Here is a 19,363-nt window from a genome sequence, read left to right on the forward strand (position 1 = left end):
AACTCAAGAAAGGTAATTACTGATTTTTCTTGTGCTTCTTGTATGAATACAGCTTGTTTGATAAAAAAAAACCTATCCAATTTATCCAATTCAGTTTTTGTTGAGCATAAGAAAACGCTGAAATGCAAAAAAGGACAACAATTTATTATGGAAGGCGCACCTGTAAATGGTTTGTTTTTTATTTTAAAAGGAACTGTAAAAGTTTTTAGAACCGGTATTAATGGACGTGAACAAATTGTGCGTTTTGCTAAAGAAGGAGAAATTATAGGGCACAGAGGTTTTGGTACAGAAGAGTATTATTCTATTGGTTCTATTGCTTTGCAAGATACTATTTTGTGTTATTTCTCTAAAGATGATTTACAAGAAGCGTTGTTAGAAAACCCGAAGTTTGGGTATGATATGATGTTGTTTTACGCCAACGAATTAAATAAAAGCGAGTCTAAAGTGAAAACGATTTCTCAAATGACCGTTCGTGAACGCGTTATTGATACATTGTTATATATTCATAGAAAATTTGGCGATTTAAGAGGGTTTTTAAACCTGCCTTTAAGTAGAAAAGAATATGCAGATTATGCAGGAACTACAGAAGAGCAAGTGATTAGGATTTTTTCTACACTTAAAAAGGAAGGGTTGATCATTGCACAAGGAAAAAAAATTGGCATTGCTAATATTCAGAATTTAAAGAATGAAATTAGTGAACATAATTACTATTTAGATTCTTAATACTCTCGTAAATTTTATGTCTGGTCGAGCACAGTCCAGGTCTATTTTAATAAATTAATATACAAACCCTTTAGGTTTTAAAATCTAAAGGGTTTTTTACGTATAAAAATTATTCTAAAAATAAGTACGTAGAATTATACGTATATGTTTTGTGTTGGTTTAATGTGTTGATTAATATTGTTTTACTTTTTAAATATGTTTTATCGCAGTTTATAGTATGTTTTAAAAAGAGGTTTTAATATGTGGTTTCCCATAAGTTAGAAACCTATCTACTTATATATTTGTCAAATAAATAAGTATTAATACGTAGATTAATAAAACTTACTAAAAATGAAATCTCTATTTAAAAAATCAACTTACATTTTACCTGTAGCAATGTTATTATTTGCTTGTGGTGGTAAAGAAACTAAAAAGGCAACAACAGTTGTTGATGCAGCAGTATCAAAAACGAAAACATTAGCAATAGAAAAACCTCAATTAACGTTTGGGTTTATCAAGCTAACAGATATGGCTCCTTTGGCTATTGCAAAAGAAAAAGGATTTTTTGAAGACGAAGGATTATTTGTTTCTGTAGAAGCACAATCTAACTGGAAAAATATTTTAGACCGTGTTATTGATGGTCAATTAGACGGTTCGCACATGTTAGCAGGTCAGCCAATTGCTGCAGGAGCAGGTTTTGGTCGTCAAGCAAAATTAGTAACTGCTTTTTCTATGGATTTAAACGGAAATGCCATTACGGTTTCTAATGATGTTTGGTCTAAAATGAAACCACATGTAGCAAAAGATAAAGATGGTAAACCTGTTCATCCTATAAAAGCAGAAGCTTTAAAGCCTGTTATTACTGAATATAGAAATTCTGGTAAACCTTTTAAAATGGGAATGGTTTTTCCGGTTTCAACGCATAATTATGAAATTAGATATTGGTTGGCAGCAGCAGGAATAAACCCTGGAATGTATACCAAAGAAAACGTACAAGGACAGATTGATGCTGAGGTTTTATTATCTGTAACGCCTCCACCACAAATGCCAGCAACGTTAGAAGCAGGTACTATTCATGGATATTGTGTAGGTGAACCTTGGAATCAGCAAGCCGTTTTTAAAGGAATTGGAGTTCCGGTTGTTACAAATTATGATATCTGGAAAAACAACCCAGAGAAAGTATTTGTTATGACAGAGAAATTTGTAAGCGAAAACCCAAATACAGCCATTGCAGTTACCAAAGCATTAATTAGAGCTGGTAAATGGTTAGACAAACCAGAAAATAGAAAAGAAGCTGTGCAAATTTTATCTATGTCTCAATACGTAGGTGCTCCTGTAGAAGTATTAGCAAATTCTATGACCGGTACTTTTGAGTTTGAAAAAGGAGATAAAAGAGAAATGGAAGACTTTAATGTATTCTATAAATACAATGCAACCTATCCTTTTTATTCTGATGGAATCTGGTTTTTAACACAAATGAGAAGATGGGGACAAATACCTGATGCAAAAACTGCAGATTGGTACGCAAGCACAATTAAAGATATTTACAGACCAGATATTTGGAAAAAAGCAGCAGCTCTTTTAGTTGCAGAAGGAAACATTCCTGCAGCAGATATTCCTACAACAGATGGTTACAAGCCAGCAACAGCAGATTTTATTGATGGAACAATGTACGATGCAAAAGATCCAATAGGATACATCAATAGTTTTAAAATAGGAAATAAAGATAAAAAATAATTGATTTTGTCATTCCGAACGAAGTATGAGGAGGAATCTCATTATTTATAAGGTTTCTCGTCGTTCGTACCTCACTCTGTCGAAATGACACTTAATAAATACATATAGATAATGAAAGCAAGTTTAACACTAGAGAAGGTTTCTAATTTTATAGGATTAGGTTTTTTTGTAACATTAAAAGATCTGTTTACTGGAAAACTAGAAAAAGAGGAATTTAAAAACTTTTTACGCAAGACAATAGTGCCACTTGCTTCCATTTTATTATTTATTGGTTTGTGGCATTTAGGAGCAAAATCTTTATACAATATAGAGGCAGAATTTAAAATAGAAAAGGCTTTAGAAGATCAGGGTCAGGTTGCGGCAGATGCTTTAAAAGCATGTATTGCTTCTGGAGAATCTAGTTGTCAGCCAAATACATTACCATCTCCTGCTCAAGTTTGGGAGTCTTTCCATTCTTTATTAAGAGATCACAGAATTATTAATGCAGATAAAGCTGCTTTTATAGAAAAAACAGCTGCATTAAATGCTAGTAGAATTGCAGAAGGAAAAGATGCAATTACGTATACAGGAAGACCATCATTTGTAGATCAAATATTTAGAAGTTTACAAACGGTATTTGCTGGGTTCTTATTAGCCTTATTAATTGCAGTTCCTTTAGGTATTTTTATAGGATTAAGTGCAACTTTAAAAAGTGCTTTTAATTGGTTTATTCAGATTTTTAAGCCAGTATCACCTGTAGTTTGGTATTTATTAGTTTTTATGATTGTAAAAACATTGTTGATAGATTCTAACGAAGATAGTTCGTTTACCATTTCATTTATTAGTGTGGGTTTCTGTTCTATGTGGGCAACATTAGTAAATACTGCTATGGGAGTTTCTTCTGTAGATAAAGATTATATAAATGTTGCAAAAGTTTTAAAATTAGGAACTTTTCAGAAGATTTTTAAAGTAATCTTACCTTCTTCTTTGCCTTTAATTTTTACAGGATTAAAGATAACATTATCAGTTGCTTGGATGGTTTTAATTGCAATTGAACTTTTGGCACAGAGTCCTGGTTTAGGGTTGTTTGTGTGGGAGGAATTCCAAAATGGAGCAAACGATTCTAATGCAAAAATTATCGTAGCCATGTTTGTAATTGGTATTATCGGTTTTTTATTAGACAGATTGATGTTAACAATTCAGAATTGGGTGTCTTTTGATAAAACAGATGCAATTTAAGATGTGTAATTGGTTAACTGTTTAATCGTGTAAACGAAAATGCAGTATTTAACAACCTACAACAGTTACACAAATAAACAGTTACACGATTAAACAATATTACAATGGCATATTTAGAACTAAATAATATTTACAAAAGTTATCATCAAGCAGATGGAGAGACAGAAGTGTTGTCTAATATTAACTTGAAAATAGAAGAAGGCGAATTTGTTGCAATTGTAGGTTTTACAGGAAGTGGAAAAACAACATTAGTTAATTTAATTAATGGATTGATAAAACCAACAAGTGGAGAAGTGTTGTTTAAAGGAGAACCTGTAGTTGGTACAAGTCATGAACGTGGAGTGATTTTTCAAAATTATTCGTTATTGCCTTGGTTAACGGTTGGTCAGAATGTTTTTATGGCAGTAAAAGAAGCTTTTCCGAAGAAAAATAAAAAGGAACTAAATGAAATTGTTGCCAATTATGTAGAAATGGTAAGTTTAACACCAGCAATAAATAAAAGACCAAACGAATTATCTGGAGGAATGCGTCAAAGAGTTGCGGTTGCAAGAGCATTGGCAATGAAACCAGAAATGATAATTATGGACGAACCTCTAGGTGCTTTAGATGCTTTAACACGTGGTAATTTACAAGACGAAATCTTAAATATTTGGGGGAAAGATAAGAGAACAGCTTTGTTAATTACAAATGATGTGGATGAAGGTATTTATATGGCAGATAGAATTATTCCTTTAAGGCCTGGGCCTAATGCAACATTGGGTCCAGAATTTAAAATTGATTTAGAGCGTCCGAGAGATAAAACAGCCATGAATGACAATGAGAGTTTTAAGAAAACAAGAAATGCTATTATTGAGTATTTAATGGATATTGGAAATGAACGTAAATCTGAAGCTAAAAAGGAATATATACTTCCAGATTTAACGCCTAAAGATTTTGTAAATGAGTTTAAATTTGGAATGTAATGAGCACTATAATAAAACAAGAAACACCTAAAATTATTACGAATAACACACGTTTTCCTTCGAATGATGTAATGTTAGATTTAAAAAATCTTAAAAAAGTGTATCCTACTCCGAAAGGAGATTATGTAGTTTTAGAAGACTTAAATCTGCAGATAAAAAAAGAAGAATTTGTGACTATTATTGGGCATTCTGGTTGTGGTAAAACAACAATGCTTTCTATGATTGCTGGTTTAAACCCAATTTCTGGAGGTAATATTTCTGTGTTAGGAAAACATATACAAGGTCCTGGACCAGATAGAGGTGTTATTTTTCAATCGCCTAGTTTAATGCCTTGGATGACTTCTTTACAAAATGTTTTGTTGGGCGTAAATCAGGTTTTTCCTAAAGCTACAAAAGCACAAAGAAATGATGTGGCAAAATATTATTTACAAAAGGTAGGTTTAGAAGATGCTTTTCATAAAAAAGCAAGTGAATTATCGCAAGGTATGCAGCAAAGAGTAGGTATTGCAAGAGCATTTGCAATTAAACCAAAAGTATTGTTGTTAGATGAACCTTTTGGAATGTTAGATTCTTTAACAAGAGGAGAATTGCAAGACATTTTAATAGAAATCTGGAACAAAGAAAAAATAACAGCAGTAATGATTACCCACGATGTAGATGAAGCTATTTTTTTAGCAGACAGAGTGGTAATGATGACTAGCGGACCGAAAGCCAAAATTGGAGATATTTTAGATATCAATTTTGAAAGACCAAGAACTAGAAAATCTGTTTTAGAGCATGACGATTATTATACATACAGAAAGCATTTAATAGATTTTTTAGAACATTAAAAGAGAGTAGAAGTAATTATATTTTAGAGAATTAAAAACATGAGAAATGTCATAATAAAGATATTTTAGTCTTTTTATATTTCGAAACTTAAATAAAAACGCAATCACAACAATTAAATTAATAAAAAAATGAAAAAACAATACGTAATTTTAGGGCTAATGTTAGTATGCTTTCAGTTTGTAAATGCACAATTTACATTAGATGGAGAATTTAGACCACGTACAGAATATAGAAACGGATTTGGAAGTTTAATTCCGGATGCAGCAGATGCTGGTTTTGGAATTTCTACAAGAGTACGTTTAAATACCAGTTATATGACCGATAATTACTGGTTTTATGTGAGTTTACAAGATGTAATGGTGTGGGGAGAAAATAGACAAATTTTACCTTATGATCAAAACGACTCATTTGCAGTTTTTCAGGCTTGGGCAGAAATTAAGTTAGGAGAAAATACTTCAACAAAAATTGGTCGTCAAGTTTTATCTTATGATGATCAAAGAATTTTAGGAGGTTTAGATTGGGCACAACAAGGTAGAAACCACGATGCAGCTTTAATTAAATATAAAAAAGATAATTTTATGTTAGATTTTGCATTGGCATTTAACCAAGATTATTCGAATCCAACAGGTTTTCAATCTGCAGGTACTGCATACAATACAACAGGTTATTTCTCATATAAAACGATGCAAATGTTATATATGAAACAAAAATGGGAGAAATTAACAGGTAGTTTATTATTGTTGAATAATGGATTTCAAGAATTTGATGCTGTGTCAGGAGAAGCAGATGGCGTAAGTAACTTACAAACATTGGGAACCCATTTAGATTATAAATCGGGTAGTTTTGGTTTGTCTGCAAATGCTTTTTTACAGACAGGAAAACGTCAGGGAGATGTAGATGTAAAAGGAGCGTATTTAGTTGGTTTAGATGCAACGTATAAAGTAGCACCAAAAGTAAGTTTAGGATTAGGTATAGAAGCTATTAGTGGTAACGATGGTGATGCAGGAGAAACGGGAGCATTTTTCCCTTTATATGGAACAAACCATAAATTTAATGGTTTTATGGATTATTTTTATGTGGGGAACCACGCAAATTCTGTTGGTTTAGTAGACTTACATTTAAGTGCAAACTTTACTTTAAACGATTCTTCTAGTTTAATGGTAAAAGCCCTTAATTTTAGTGGAGAACAAGATTTAGCAAGTGGAGAAAGTTCTTTAGGAACAGAGATAGATTTAGTATACAAAAAGAAATTTAAAGGATATTCTTTAGTACTTGGGTATTCTCAAATGTTTGCAAGCGATGGTATGTATGAATTAAAAGGTGTAACTGAAGCAGCAGCGGCAAATAATCAAAACTGGGCGTGGGCAATGTTAGTAATTAAGCCTAAGTTTTTAACCGGAAAATAGAAAATAGTAAAGTAAATTACTAGTATTATAATTCCTTTTTAGTGTTAAGAATTATAGCTACTACTATTTTGGATCCCTCTTTTAGAGGGATTTTTCTTTGATATAAGTTTTGTCAAATTATAATATAAGTCTTGTTGTTTTTTATATTCTAATCATGATATTATTAGTAATTTTATCAAAAAAATGAAGTATAAAGCTGTTGTTTTCGATTTAGATGGTACGCTCGTAAATTCTATAAAAGATATTGCTGATGCAATGAATATTGTATTGGATAAACGCAAGTATCCTACTTATGATTATGAAACATATAAAACTTTTGTAGGAAGTGGAGTAAGAAGTTTAGTGGTAAAGGCACTTCCAGATGAAAACCCTAAAGATGAAGAAGTAGCAGCATGTTTGAAAGATATGATGCAGGTGTATAGCAAAATTTGTACTGATAAAACGGAACCTTACGAAGGGATCTTAGATTTATTACATCAATTGAAAGCTAAGAACATTAAAGTAAGTGTGCTTTCTAACAAAGAAGATACTTTAACTAAAAAAATAACTGCCTTTTTGTTACCAGAATTTTTGAGTCCGGTTTTAGGATTGAAAGTTGAGGTTGATAAAAAACCAAATCCGAAAGTAGCTTTGGAAATTTGTGAGGAGATACAGATAAAACCAGAAGAAACTATTTTTGTTGGTGACACAGATGTAGATATTTTAGTCGCTAAAAAAGCAAAAATGCTTCCTGTTGGTGTGTCTTGGGGTTTTAGAGATAAAAAAGGACTGATAGAAGCTGGAGCAGCGCATATTTTAGAACATCCTTTAGATTTGATGAAAATTTTAGAGCTTGTTTAGAAAATAAAAAAAATCGTCTAAATTTCTTTAGACGATTTTTTTATTAAAATTATGTTTGGCAATCTCTTACCAGAATAAACAGTACAATACGGTTAATAAAATACATACTGTTATAGATCCCATATTAAATAATGGTGATGTTTTAAATAAATCTTTAGTGATTTCAATTCCTTTAGGATCATCTGCTCCTTTATTTTGAATATTACTCATTACCATGATAATAACAAGAGTTAGCAGCGTTGTAATTCCCATTTGATGCATCCAAGGCTCGAATACAGGAATAGGAATAAACTTTAATACCAATGCAATTGGAATTGATAAAACCGCTCCCCAAATAGCCGCATTGTTGGTTGTCTTTTTCCAGAATAAACCTAACATAAATACTGCTAAAATACCAGGACTTACAACACCTGTATATTCTTGTATAAATTGAAATGCTTGATCAATACCTCCTAAAAGTGGCGCAACAATAACAGCGATTAATAAAGCAACTGCAGCAGAAATTCTTCCCACATTTACTGTTGTTTTATCATCTGCATTTTTGTTAATGTATTGCTTGTAAATATCCATTGTAAAAATGGTAGAGGTAGAATTTAACATCGAAGCTAAAGAAGAAACAATTGCCGCTGCTAAAGCTGCAAAAGCAACACCTTTTAATCCTGTTGGTAAAAATTGTAACAACCAAGGATACGCTTTATCTGCTTGCTCTACAGAAGGTACATTTAACATGCCCGCTTCTCCTAAATTAGCCATAATAGCTGGGTCATTTACCATTACATACGCTGCAATACCAGGAATTACGACGATTAATGGAATTACTAATTTTAAAAATGCTGCTAATAAGATCCCTTTTTGAGACTCTTTTAAAGATTTAGCAGCTAAAGTTCTTTGTATGATATATTGGTTGAATCCCCAGTAATATAAATTGGCAACCCATAAACCACCAACTAATACCCAAATACCAGGTAAGTTTACATAGTTGTCATTAGATTCTTCTAAAATCATGTGGAATTTTTCTGGTGCTGCTTCCCAAACTTTAGAGAAACCTGCAATCATTCCTTCTCCTCCAGAAACGGTATTTAATGCTAAGTAAGTGGTAATTAATCCTCCAAAAACTAAAAATACTACTTGTATTACGTCCGTCCAAGCTACTGCAGACAAACCTCCATATAAAGAATACGCAGCTGCAAAAAGTGCTAGTCCAATAATAGCGTACATCATATCTACACCCATAATGGTTTCAATAGCCAATCCTCCTAAATACAATACAGAGGCAAGATTTACAAAAATGTATAAGGCTAACCAAAAAACAGCTAAAATGGTTTTAAGGTTGGTAGAAAAACGCTTTTCAACAAATTCAGGAATTGTATATAATCCTTTTTCAATAAAAATAGGTAGAAAATATTTACCAACAATTATTAAGGTTAAGGCTGCCATCCATTCATAAGAAGCAATTGCAATACCTAGTGCAAAACCAGAACCAGACATCCCTATAAATTGTTCTGCAGAAATGTTTGCAGCAATTAAAGAAGTACCAATTGCCCACCAAGGTAAAGATTTACTTGCCAAGAAGTAATCTTCTGCATTTTTTTGGTGTCCTTTTTTATCTCGAGACACCCATAATCCTACACCTAAAATTAAAATGGCATATGCAATAAAAACTACATAGTCCCACATTTCAAAACCTGCTTTCATTATTTATTATAATTTGTTTATTACTTAATGGCTATTACAAGTATTGTTTAGCCGTGCACTGTTACTAATTATTGTTATTAAATTATAAATATGCCTCAAAAATAAATTAAGAGGCATACTGCTATTGGGGGATTCCTATTTTGTCTAACTCTTTTCTTGGAGTTTTAAATTTTACACTTAAAACTACCTTCTTAATGTAGTTTTCTATGCTTTACAAACGTATTGTTAATTACTTGTTAAGAGGGTGGTGATTTGTATCTAAATGGGAGTAATTATGTTACATAATAAATTATTTCACCCCTTAATTGATTGGTTTTTACAAGATTTTTTAATCAATTTTAAGATTCATTATATTTTAATTAAGTTGTAACTTTCTATTACCACTCTTACCAAATTCAAATAATAATTATGTTACTCTTTAACCACTTTTAAAGTTTTTATCTCTAAATTGTTCGTATCACTAGCTTTTAATAAATAGATGCCAGCTTTTAAATCACTCATATCTAAACTATTTGTTACTTTTTGAGAAAGTACTTTTGCACCTAATATATTATAGACTTCTACAGAAGAAACAGTATTTGCAGAAAAGTATAAAACATCTTTTACCGGGTTAAGGGATGTTTTAAATTTTTATTTATGTAGTTGATTGATTTACATAGTGTTACTGTAAGCAGGTCCATGAAAAGCTAATCTCATACCACTCGTATATCCACCATTTTTAGAAGTTATTCTATCAGATTTCTATACTCCAGTAGATTCTTCACCTACTATCATAATAAAACCATAACTAGTACTTCCCATTTTGTGACCAAATTGTTTGAAATCTAATCTAATCGTAAAGTGATCTTCACCCTAAGTATTTTCGTTAATTATAATATGACCTGTATAATCTCTTTGAAAGGTTTTACTAGAAGTATCTGTATCAGTAACAACAGTGTTTGCAAATTGAGTACGTTCTATAATATCATCTATTGTTTCACAATACGTTATAAAATATTGCATCTTGTTGTAAATTAGGTTGTAACAAGATGCGTGTAGGAGTTGTTATCTGAGTTTATGTATGTTTGAGCTGTAAAAGTATATTTTTTTAAGAATCGTTATCCATAAAAGTGGTGTCACTATTTTCTATAGGTTCTTTGTGTTGTTTTATGTATTCTGAAGGACTAATGCCGTATTCTTTATTAAAACATTTACTAAAGTATTTTTGATTGTTAAAACCAGTTAAGTATGCAACTTCAGAGATGTACATACTATTTTTCTTTAGTAGTTGTTCGGCACGTTTTAGACGTATTTTTTTTATAAAATTAACAGGTGTTTCATTTAAAATTACTTTTAGTTTTCTGTATAGATTAGCTCTACTCATACCAACTTCAGAAGCAAGGTATTCTACACTAAATAGATGGTCTCCCATGGATGTTTCTACTATACCAACTAGTTTTTTTATAAATTTCTCATCATTAGATTCTACTTCAATTTCAGAAGGAGCTGCTGTAATTACCTTACTATATTCGTTTTTAAGTTGTTTTCTAGATACCAATGTGTTGTTAACTTTCCATTTAACAAACTCCATACTAAAAGGTTTTTCTATATAATCATCGGCCCCCATAGATAAGCACTCTATTTTTGTGTCTGGAGAATTTTTAGCAGTTAGCATAAAAATTGGAATGCTTTTAATTTTTGGATTTTGTTTTATTCTTTTTAACATAGAAATACCATCTTCTACGGGCATCATAATATCACTAATAACCAATTTTGGTTGTTCTTTTAAGACAATATCATAGCCTTCTTTTCCGTCTGATGCTTCTAATATATTATATTGACTTACTAATTCTTCTTTAAGCATTGTTCTTAATTCAGAATTATCATCAACAATTAAAATAGTAGGTTTGGTACTGTCTTTTGAAGTTGTTTTTTGATCATATTCGGAAGAAATTTCTTCTATAACTTGGAATTCTGAATTTTTAATAAAGTTTTTTAATAACGGTGTACTTGTTTTTAAAATTTCATTTTTATGAAACCTTTTTTTACTAATTGGTAGGTAAAAAGTAAATTCGGTAAACTTGTTTTCTTCACTTTCTGCAAGAATAAGTCCATGATGTCTTTCTATTAGTTTTTGAACCAACTCCATGCCAATTCCTGTACCCGGAATTTGATTACTATAGGGTTTTGTTGCTTGGTAGTATCTGTCAAAAATATGTACTAAATCTTTTTCTGGAATACCCACTCCGTTATCTTTTACAATACATTTAATATATTCGCTTTTAGGTAAATTTAAACTAGTAAGTTCTTGGTCTTCTGTAGAAACTACTTTTGTTTCAACACTTATTTCTCCTCCTTCTTGCGTGTATTTAAAAGCATTTGATAATAAATTAAAAAGTATCTTTTCTAAAATATCTACATCATACCATGCTTTTTTAGCGGGTTCGTCTGAAGTAAAGTTGTATGTAATATCATAGATTTTTGCAAAATCATTAAAGGCATTTTTTATAATGCTTACATCTTTTATAATATCATTTTTAGAGATGTTTAATTTGAACTTTCCTTGGTCAAATTTTCGAATATCCATTATTTGATTTATAAGCCTGTGCATTCTTAATGTATTATTATAAATACGTTGAGAGGTAAGCGGACTTAAAGTAAACTTTTTTTCTTTTACTACTTTTTCTATGGTACCAAGAATCAGTGACAATGGTGTTCTTAATTCGTGAGAAATGTCTGTAAAAAAGATCATTTTCATTTTATTAAGCTCATTATCCTTTTCTCTACTCACTGTTTCTTTTACAAGATTTTGTTTTAATCGGTACCATCTTCTAATTAATTTAATACTGATAAAAATAAGTATTACGCTAATTAGAAAGTAGGTTAAATAAGCCCAATTAGACCTCCAAATAGAAGGCATTATTTTAAAAGTTAGTTCTGTTGGTGTTTCGTTCCAAACACCATCGCTATTAGAACTTTTTACTTTAAATTTATACGTACCAGAAGAAAGGTCATTATAATTTGCATTTCTATTAGAAGCACTTGTGTAGATCCAATAATTATTTAGACCTTCTAACATATAAGCATACTCATTTTTATATGGAGTTGTTAAGTCTAATGAAGAAAAGTTTACTACAATATTATTTTGGTTATAAGGTAGTGTAATTGGTTTTTGTGCATCTACATTTAAGTGATTGGAAATGTGTAATTTTGAATTTATCTCATTACTTTTTGTTGCTCCAAGCGTTGCAAAACTTGTGATTACTGTGGTTGGTAATACACTTTTTTGAAAGAAATAATTGCTATGTACTGTATAGAAACCTTCTGCACATCCAAAATAAATGGTGTTTTTACTATTGTTTGAAGCGCTAGAGTTAAAACTAAACTGACTTTCTTTAATTCCGTCTTCAATTTTAAAAGGAATAAATTTTTCTGTTGTTAAATCAAACCGAACCAAACCATCTTGTGTGCTTAACCAAATATTACCATCGTGGTCTTCTTCTATAGACGAGATTGTATTGGATAAAACACCATTTAACTTTCTAAAACTTTTAAAGCTATTTGTTTCTTTAACGTATTTGTTTAATCCCCCACTTCTTGTTCCAACCCAAATATTTTTGTTTTTATCTTCATACAAGCTTAAGATTGCATTAGATGTTAATTTATTTTCTATAGTTGGTGTATATTCTTCGATTGTTTCATTGTTTAAATCTACTTTATAGAGGCCTTCTCCTCTTGTTCCTATCCATAAATTTTGATCTTCAGTTAAAAGAAAGACAGATGTATGGTTCTTAGAGAGTCTTGTTATAATGTCTTTTTTAAATTGAGATATTTGATTATTGTTATTTATAATGTCTACACCACCATTCCAAAGAGCTACCCAAATTTCATTCTTATTTATTACTTGAATATCTGTAATTTCATTCTTATATGTTTTTAATGTTGTTAGTTTTAAATTATCTGTGTTGTTATTGTAAAGTTCAGATTGGAACAGTTTGTTACTGGATGTTATGTATAGTTTGTCTTTCTCATTATTAAACGAGATATGTTTAATATTGTTTATTCCGGTTTCTATTTTAGTTGAAGTATTCTCTTTGGAATTGTATTTATAAAGTCCACTGTTCATTCCTAGTAAAATAGTATTAGGGGAGTAAAAAAGTAGGCAATTTGTTAAATCGTTAGCTTTTTTGTTAGGTGCTTTAATTTCATTGTACTCAAAAATAGAAGTTCTTATTCTGTATTTATTGATACCTTTTAAAGATCCAATCCAAAGGTTGCTATAGGTGTCAAAAACAATAGAGGTAATAAAGTTGTTTTTTAAATTTCCGCTCTCAGATTCTTTAGAATATCTAACAAAAGTGTAACTGTTGTTGTTTCTAGTTGCTTTAAATAAACCACTTCTAGTTCCTATCCATAAATCTTCATTACTAGGGTTTATTGCTAGAGATGTAAGTCTAGTTTGTTCTTCTATAGAGTTCGTAAAGTCTGGGTAGTTTTCTAGTGTTTCTAAAGATAAATCTGCTTTATTGTACTTTAAAATTAAAAAACCGTGAGGAGTAATTGCAGCAAACCTATTGTTTCCAAGATTCTTTACGCTTACAATTTCTTCTTTAAAAGTTGTTTCTGTGTACGTGTTGTCTTCATTTAAGATAAAAAAACCTTTATTTGTAGCTACCCAGTATCTCCCAAAATCATCTTCTATCAAAGAGTTTATCTGTGCATTTAGTTTTGAGGCTGCAATACTGTTTGTATAGTTTTTAGTACTGTTTATTTTTTGAAAGTCTTTATTGCTATCTATTTTAAGTAGTCCTATTCCTTTTAAATGAGCAAAAACTTTTCCACTTTTACTTTTATATAGAATTTCTGTTGTAATGTTTTTATTGAACCCTTTAAACTTATTTTCTTTTCTATTAAAATGTATTAAATAACTCTCACTTCCTATCCATAAATTTTTATGTTCATCTTCTACTATAGAGTTAATACTGTTGTTTGGAATTGAAAATGGGTTAAAAGCATCTTGTTGATAAGAAACTAAACTGTAACCATCATACCTAAATAATCCGTTATTACTACCAATCCATAAATAGCCTATACTGTCTTCAAATAGTACATTTATCTTTTTATTAAATGCAGAACCTTGTATTATTAAGTCATTAAAATAAGGTTCATTTTTTTGTGAGAAACTTATTGTAACAAAAGTTAGACATATAAACAGGTATATTTTTTTTAATAGTGGTTTACAGGTTATAATCTTTGGTAGTTTTATAATCATAAAGTTCATTATTAATTGATTCTGTATAGGTACTATAATATTATCTATTTTACCTTAAAACTATAGATGCTTAACGGGGGGTAAATGTTGCATTTTAGAGTTGTTTATGTTGCAAAATTAGATTATTTGGGTTGATTTATTGCTTTTTTAGTGTTTTTTAATTAATTGAGCCACTGATTTACCTCTCTTTTTATGTTTTTTTGTTGCTTTTTTTCTAGTGCTTAGCAAGTTTTGTTAATTAAGTTTTGGAAAAAAAGGTGTGGATAAGCTGTTAGATATACAGTGTGTTGTAAAAGTGCAATAAAATTAGTGTCTGTAAAATGAGACGTTGAATAAGGCTAGAGGTGTTTGTTGATACTGTGTTGGGGTTTTAATGTTGCGTTTTTCAATTTTTTGTGATATTTGACTAAAAATGCAACATTAAGAGGGTGTTTTGTATATTTTTAAATATTCTTTTAATAATATATTTGAACCTAGCGAATTTATTTCGTTATGCAAATCAGTAAATTAAAGTAAAATTAAAAGGAAATGAATAAAAGTTTAAAATTTCTCTCTTTAGCTTTGTTAGTCTTCACTGTGATTTCGTGTGGATCAAAAAGTTCAACAGAAAAAAGTAGTTCGCAAGAGGCAGGTACGTCTTTAAAAAAACCAAACATTATCTATATTTTAGCAGATGACCTTGGTTATGGAGATTTAAGTAGTTATGGACAAACAATGTTTAAAACGCCAAATATTGATAAATTGGTTACAGAAGGTTTAATGTTTACACAACATTATGCAGGTAATACGGTTTGTGCGCCTTCAAGATCTGCTTTATTAACAGGTCAGCATACAGGTCATACACCTGTTAGAGGAAACAAAGAAATTATGCCAGAAGGGCAATACCCAATTCCTGCGAGTACATTTACTTTAGCAGAATCGTTAAAAAAAGGTGGTTATGTAACAGGTGCTTTTGGTAAATGGGGATTAGGATTTCCTGGTTCTGAAGGAGATCCTGTTTATCAGGGTTTTGATACTTTTTACGGATACAACTGTCAGCGTTTAGGTCATAATTATTATCCAAACCACTTATGGTCTAATAGAGATTCTATTGCTTTAACTGGTAATGATAATGGTCAAAAAGAACAGTATGCACCTATCTTAATTCAAGCAGAAGCAATTAAGTTCTTAGAGAAAAATAAAGACACTACATTCTTTATGTATGTGCCTACTATTATACCTCATGCAGAATTAGCAGCTCCAGAGCATATCATAGAAAAATATAGAGGAAAATATTTACCAGAAAAGAAATTTAAAGGAACAGATGATGGTCCAGAATTTAGATTGGGTAAATATGAGTCTCAAGATGAATCTCATGCAGCTTTTGTAGCGATGATAGAAGTTATGGATACTCAGGTTGGTGAAATTATGGATAAAGTAAGAGCTTTAGGCATAGAAGATAATACTATTATTGTTTTTGCTTCAGATAATGGACCTCATGAAGAAGGAGGAGCAGATCCAAAGTTTTTTAATAGTGCTGGTCCTTTAAGAGGAGTTAAAAGAGATTTATACGAAGGAGGAATTAGAGTACCAATGACTATTAAATGGCCTAATAAAATTAAAGCAGGTACTCAAACAGATTTAATTTCTGCTTTTTGGGATGTGTTTCCTACATTTTCTGAAATAGCAGGAGTAGAGGTTCCTGAAGGTTTAGACGGTATTTCTTTCTTACCTACTTTATTAGACAAGCCAGAAGATCAAGTTCAGCATGATTACTTGTACTGGGAATTCCATGAAAGAGGAGGAAGACAAGCGATAAGAAAAGGAAACTGGAAAGCTGTTAAGTACAACGTATTAAAGAAACCTAATGCACCTATGCAATTATTTGATCTTTCTACTGATATGGGTGAAAAAAATAATATTGCAGCTCAACACCCAGAAATAGTTGCTCAAATGAAGGCTTTGTTTTTAGAAGCAAGAACTCCTTCTGATGTGTTTACTTTTGATCAAGTTTCTTTTTAAAAGAGAAGCTTAAAATAAAATAATAAGATTTTACTTGTAGTTAGATATTCTATGTTTCTAACTACAAGTATATTTTTAAATAGATAAAAATTAATTCTTCTTTCTGTTTATGATTTTAAAAAACACCTTTTTAATTACATTATTTAGCATTCTTTTTGTGCACACTATTTGGGGGCAAGATTTAAAAAAGATAAATATTACGACCAATAATGGGCATGCTATAAAAAAAGGAGCAAGTGGCTTTAATGTTCGTATAGCAGACAAAATTTGGAGTTATACACATCCAGATTTTGTAAAATCTGTTAAAGAATTAAAACCAGGTTGGTTGCGTTATTTTTCTGGTACTATGGGCGATGCTTTTAGTAGTGCAACAGGAGAATATGATCTAGATTATATTTCTATGTTAGATCATGAGAAAGGGTATTTAAAAGGATTTAGATATGTAAAAGTTAAAGGTCCTCATAGAGTTATAGATTTATATGATCTTTTAAGTGAAGTAAACGGTAAATTAGTTATTACTGTAAATGCTTTTACAGAATCTCCAGAGATGATTTTAGAATTGGCAAGATTTTGTAAAAATAATAATATAGAAGTAGCTGTTTGGCAGTTTTGTAACGAACCTTATTTTTATGTGCCAAACAGAAATAGATTTTGGTGGAATGATGGTTTTGATTATGCTGTTAAAATGCAACCTTATGCAGAAGCAATTCAGCAAGTTTTTCCAGATGCACAATTAACCCTTAATTATACTTGGGATGGCGTTTGGACTTTTATGAAAGAAATTAATCAATTTCAAAAAGAAAATGGAGCTTATTGGAACGTGTTTTCTAAACATTCGTATGCACCACATACCGGTAAAAAAGACACAAGAGAACAAGCTTACAAACGTGCAAATACCAAGTTGTTAGAAGCAACTTCTAGTGCTGCAATGGCAGAAATTGAAGATTACACATGGAAAGATGTTCCTATGGTGATTACAGAATTTGGTGTTTGGAATAGACCTTTAAATGGTATTTATTCTAGTATTTATAATATTGAATATGTAATGCGTCAATTAGCACATACAAACACTCAATATGTAGGTGCTCATGAAATAAGTAACAAGTATTATCCAGGAAAAGGAATGGGTAATGTTGTAGAAAATGCTTTCGAAAATAATTTAAAAATAGAAACAGATACTGTAGCTACAGGAATTCGTAGAGATATAGAAGGTAAGGCATATAAAATTTATAACGAAGCTGTTAACAATTCTGAATATCTTTATCATGTAGATATTAGTAATAATCTACAAGTAGAAGGTTTAAAGGGTACAAAAGTAAACGGTATGTATGCCCAAGGGTATAAGGGAAACAATGGCTTTAATTATTTAGTAGTAAGTAATAGAAGTGAAATTGCAAGTCAGTATCAGATTAATGTTGATAATAATGCACTTAAAGATCATTTACTTGTAACTTATATTGCTGCAGATTCATTAAATACAAGGGATACAGAAATTAAAGAAACTCAAATTAAAAACGGAATTCTATCTGTAAAACCATTTAGTTTATCTGTTTTAAAATGGAAAACAGATTCTTACAAATTAGAACAACCAACTATTTATAAAGCAACAGTAGAAAAAGAAGGTGTTTTATTAAAATGGGGTTCTATATCAAAAGCAAAATCTTATAAAATTCACTACGGAACAAATGCTTCAGATTTAAACGAAACAATTAATGTTGTTGCAAAGAATACTTTTTTAGTGAAAGGATTGCATCCTAATAAAAAATATTTTTTCACAGTTGAAGCACAAAACGATGAAAAAATTAGTGATTTGTCTACCCCAGTTTCTGTGGGATATCAATTAGCGAGTACACCCCAAATTTTTAAAGTTTCAAGAAGAAATAATACGGTTACTTTATTCTGGAAAAGTGTACCCAATGCATCTAGTTATTTAATTAACTATGTAGATGAAAACAATAAAAATATTGAAATAGATACAGACAATGTTTTTGGATATAGAGTAGAAGGTTTAAAAGATAATACAAAATATCAGTTTACTGTAACCGCATATAATGGTTTAGGTAAAAGTATTCCTTCAGAAAAAGAAGATGTTTTGGTTTCTTCTAGAGTTCCTTTTAGTCCAAGAAATGTGTCTGCGACAAAAATAGCGTCTAATGTTATAGAGGTAAAGTGGCATCCGCAAGCTAAGGTGCTTCCTAATACGTATTATAACGTGTATAGAGGTGTAAAACTACATGAGTTTACTAAGGTTGCAAGTGGTGTAAAAGACACTATATATGTAGACAATTCTATTAAAGACAATGTACAGTATTACTATACAGTTAAAGCAGAGACAGAAGTAGGTGAGAGTAATTTTCACCCGAATATTGCTACTGCTTTTTCAATAGAAAAAAACAATAAAGTTAAGATACAGTCTGTAGTAACTCAAAAAGAAGGGTATTTGGTAAACGTAGTTTTAAATCAATTAAAATTAAAACCAGGAGATCCTTTTGGAGTTATCATTAACAATGTTTCTTATTTAAACGTAGAACATGTTAAAATTTTAGGAATCCCGGATGTAGAAAGGAATAAATCTTTTAAAGTATTTATTCCAAATTCCAAAGTAAAAGTAAATTCAAAATATGCTATAAAAGCTTTTGTTGTAAAGGGTGGTAAGCAAATTGAAAGTGCTATTGTAAATCAGTTTATAAGTAAAAATTAAACCAACACTTAATTATCTA

General features: G+C 30.5%; 12 protein-coding genes and 1 pseudogene. 9 read left to right on the forward strand and 4 right to left on the reverse strand.

The genetic code is table 11. The features are described 5' to 3' along the window. The first annotated feature begins 42 nt into the window (after positions 1 to 42). From H0I28_RS14325 to H0I28_RS14355, 7 genes are all read left to right on the forward strand, one after another. Positions 43 to 723: a Crp/Fnr family transcriptional regulator gene (locus H0I28_RS14325; protein ID WP_218733730.1), complete on the forward strand. Its 681-nt coding sequence runs from the start codon at positions 43 to 45 to the stop codon at positions 721 to 723. 330 nt (positions 724 to 1,053) lie between these two features. Further along, positions 1,054 to 2,439, forward strand: coding sequence for a CmpA/NrtA family ABC transporter substrate-binding protein (locus H0I28_RS14330; protein ID WP_218759513.1), 1,386 nt, complete (start codon positions 1,054 to 1,056; stop codon positions 2,437 to 2,439). A gap of 111 nt (positions 2,440 to 2,550) precedes the next feature. Further along, positions 2,551 to 3,657 carry an ABC transporter permease gene (locus H0I28_RS14335; RefSeq protein ID WP_218732122.1) on the forward strand — a complete coding sequence of 369 codons (1,107 nt, stop codon included), beginning with the start codon at positions 2,551 to 2,553 and terminating at the stop codon, positions 3,655 to 3,657. A 104-nt stretch (positions 3,658 to 3,761) separates the two neighbouring features. Continuing rightward, complete coding sequence (locus tag H0I28_RS14340; RefSeq protein WP_218759514.1) at positions 3,762 to 4,619, forward strand: ABC transporter ATP-binding protein; 858 nt, start codon at positions 3,762 to 3,764, stop codon at positions 4,617 to 4,619. Further along, the gene (locus H0I28_RS14345) at positions 4,619 to 5,449 is read left to right on the forward strand and encodes an ABC transporter ATP-binding protein (RefSeq protein ID WP_158839621.1); all 831 of its coding nucleotides are present in this window, start codon (positions 4,619 to 4,621) and stop codon (positions 5,447 to 5,449) included. Before H0I28_RS14340 ends, H0I28_RS14345 begins: the two co-directional genes overlap by 1 nt. 129 nt (positions 5,450 to 5,578) lie before the next feature. Beyond that, positions 5,579 to 6,856, forward strand: coding sequence for an alginate export family protein (locus H0I28_RS14350; RefSeq protein ID WP_218759515.1), 1,278 nt, complete (start codon positions 5,579 to 5,581; stop codon positions 6,854 to 6,856). Between the two features lie 183 nt (positions 6,857 to 7,039). Further along, positions 7,040 to 7,696: an HAD family hydrolase gene (locus H0I28_RS14355; RefSeq protein ID WP_218754903.1), complete on the forward strand. Its 657-nt coding sequence runs from the start codon at positions 7,040 to 7,042 to the stop codon at positions 7,694 to 7,696. Positions 7,697 to 7,762: 66 nt separating this feature from the next. Here H0I28_RS14355 and H0I28_RS14360 read toward each other — a convergent pair whose 3' ends face one another. The 4 genes and pseudogenes from H0I28_RS14360 to H0I28_RS14375 form a co-directional block, all read right to left on the reverse strand. Next, positions 7,763 to 9,391: a sodium/sugar symporter gene (locus H0I28_RS14360; protein ID WP_218732127.1), complete on the reverse strand. Its 1,629-nt coding sequence runs from the start codon at positions 9,389 to 9,391 to the stop codon at positions 7,763 to 7,765. 411 nt (positions 9,392 to 9,802) lie between these two features. Then, a pseudogene (locus tag H0I28_RS14365) lies at positions 9,803 to 9,991 on the reverse strand (T9SS type A sorting domain-containing protein); the annotation flags it as partial. Between the two features lie 252 nt (positions 9,992 to 10,243). Continuing rightward, positions 10,244 to 10,393, reverse strand: coding sequence for a hypothetical protein (locus H0I28_RS14370; protein WP_218732128.1), 150 nt, complete (start codon positions 10,391 to 10,393; stop codon positions 10,244 to 10,246). 85 nt (positions 10,394 to 10,478) lie between these two features. After that, positions 10,479 to 14,642 (reverse strand): hybrid sensor histidine kinase/response regulator transcription factor, encoded by a 4,164-nt coding sequence (locus H0I28_RS14375; RefSeq protein WP_218759516.1) that lies wholly within the window; start codon positions 14,640 to 14,642, stop codon positions 10,479 to 10,481. Positions 14,643 to 15,170: 528 nt separating this feature from the next. Here H0I28_RS14375 and H0I28_RS14380 point away from each other — a divergent pair. Both H0I28_RS14380 and H0I28_RS14385 read left to right on the forward strand, forming a co-directional pair. Beyond that, positions 15,171 to 16,643 (forward strand): arylsulfatase, encoded by a 1,473-nt coding sequence (locus H0I28_RS14380; protein ID WP_218759517.1) that lies wholly within the window; start codon positions 15,171 to 15,173, stop codon positions 16,641 to 16,643. A 109-nt stretch (positions 16,644 to 16,752) separates the two neighbouring features. Then, positions 16,753 to 19,344 (forward strand): fibronectin type III domain-containing protein, encoded by a 2,592-nt coding sequence (locus tag H0I28_RS14385; protein ID WP_218759518.1) that lies wholly within the window; start codon positions 16,753 to 16,755, stop codon positions 19,342 to 19,344. The last annotated feature ends 19 nt before the right edge of the window (positions 19,345 to 19,363 follow it).

Source organism: Polaribacter sp. AHE13PA (genome assembly GCF_019278505.1).
GTDB lineage: Bacteria > Bacteroidota > Bacteroidia > Flavobacteriales > Flavobacteriaceae > Polaribacter.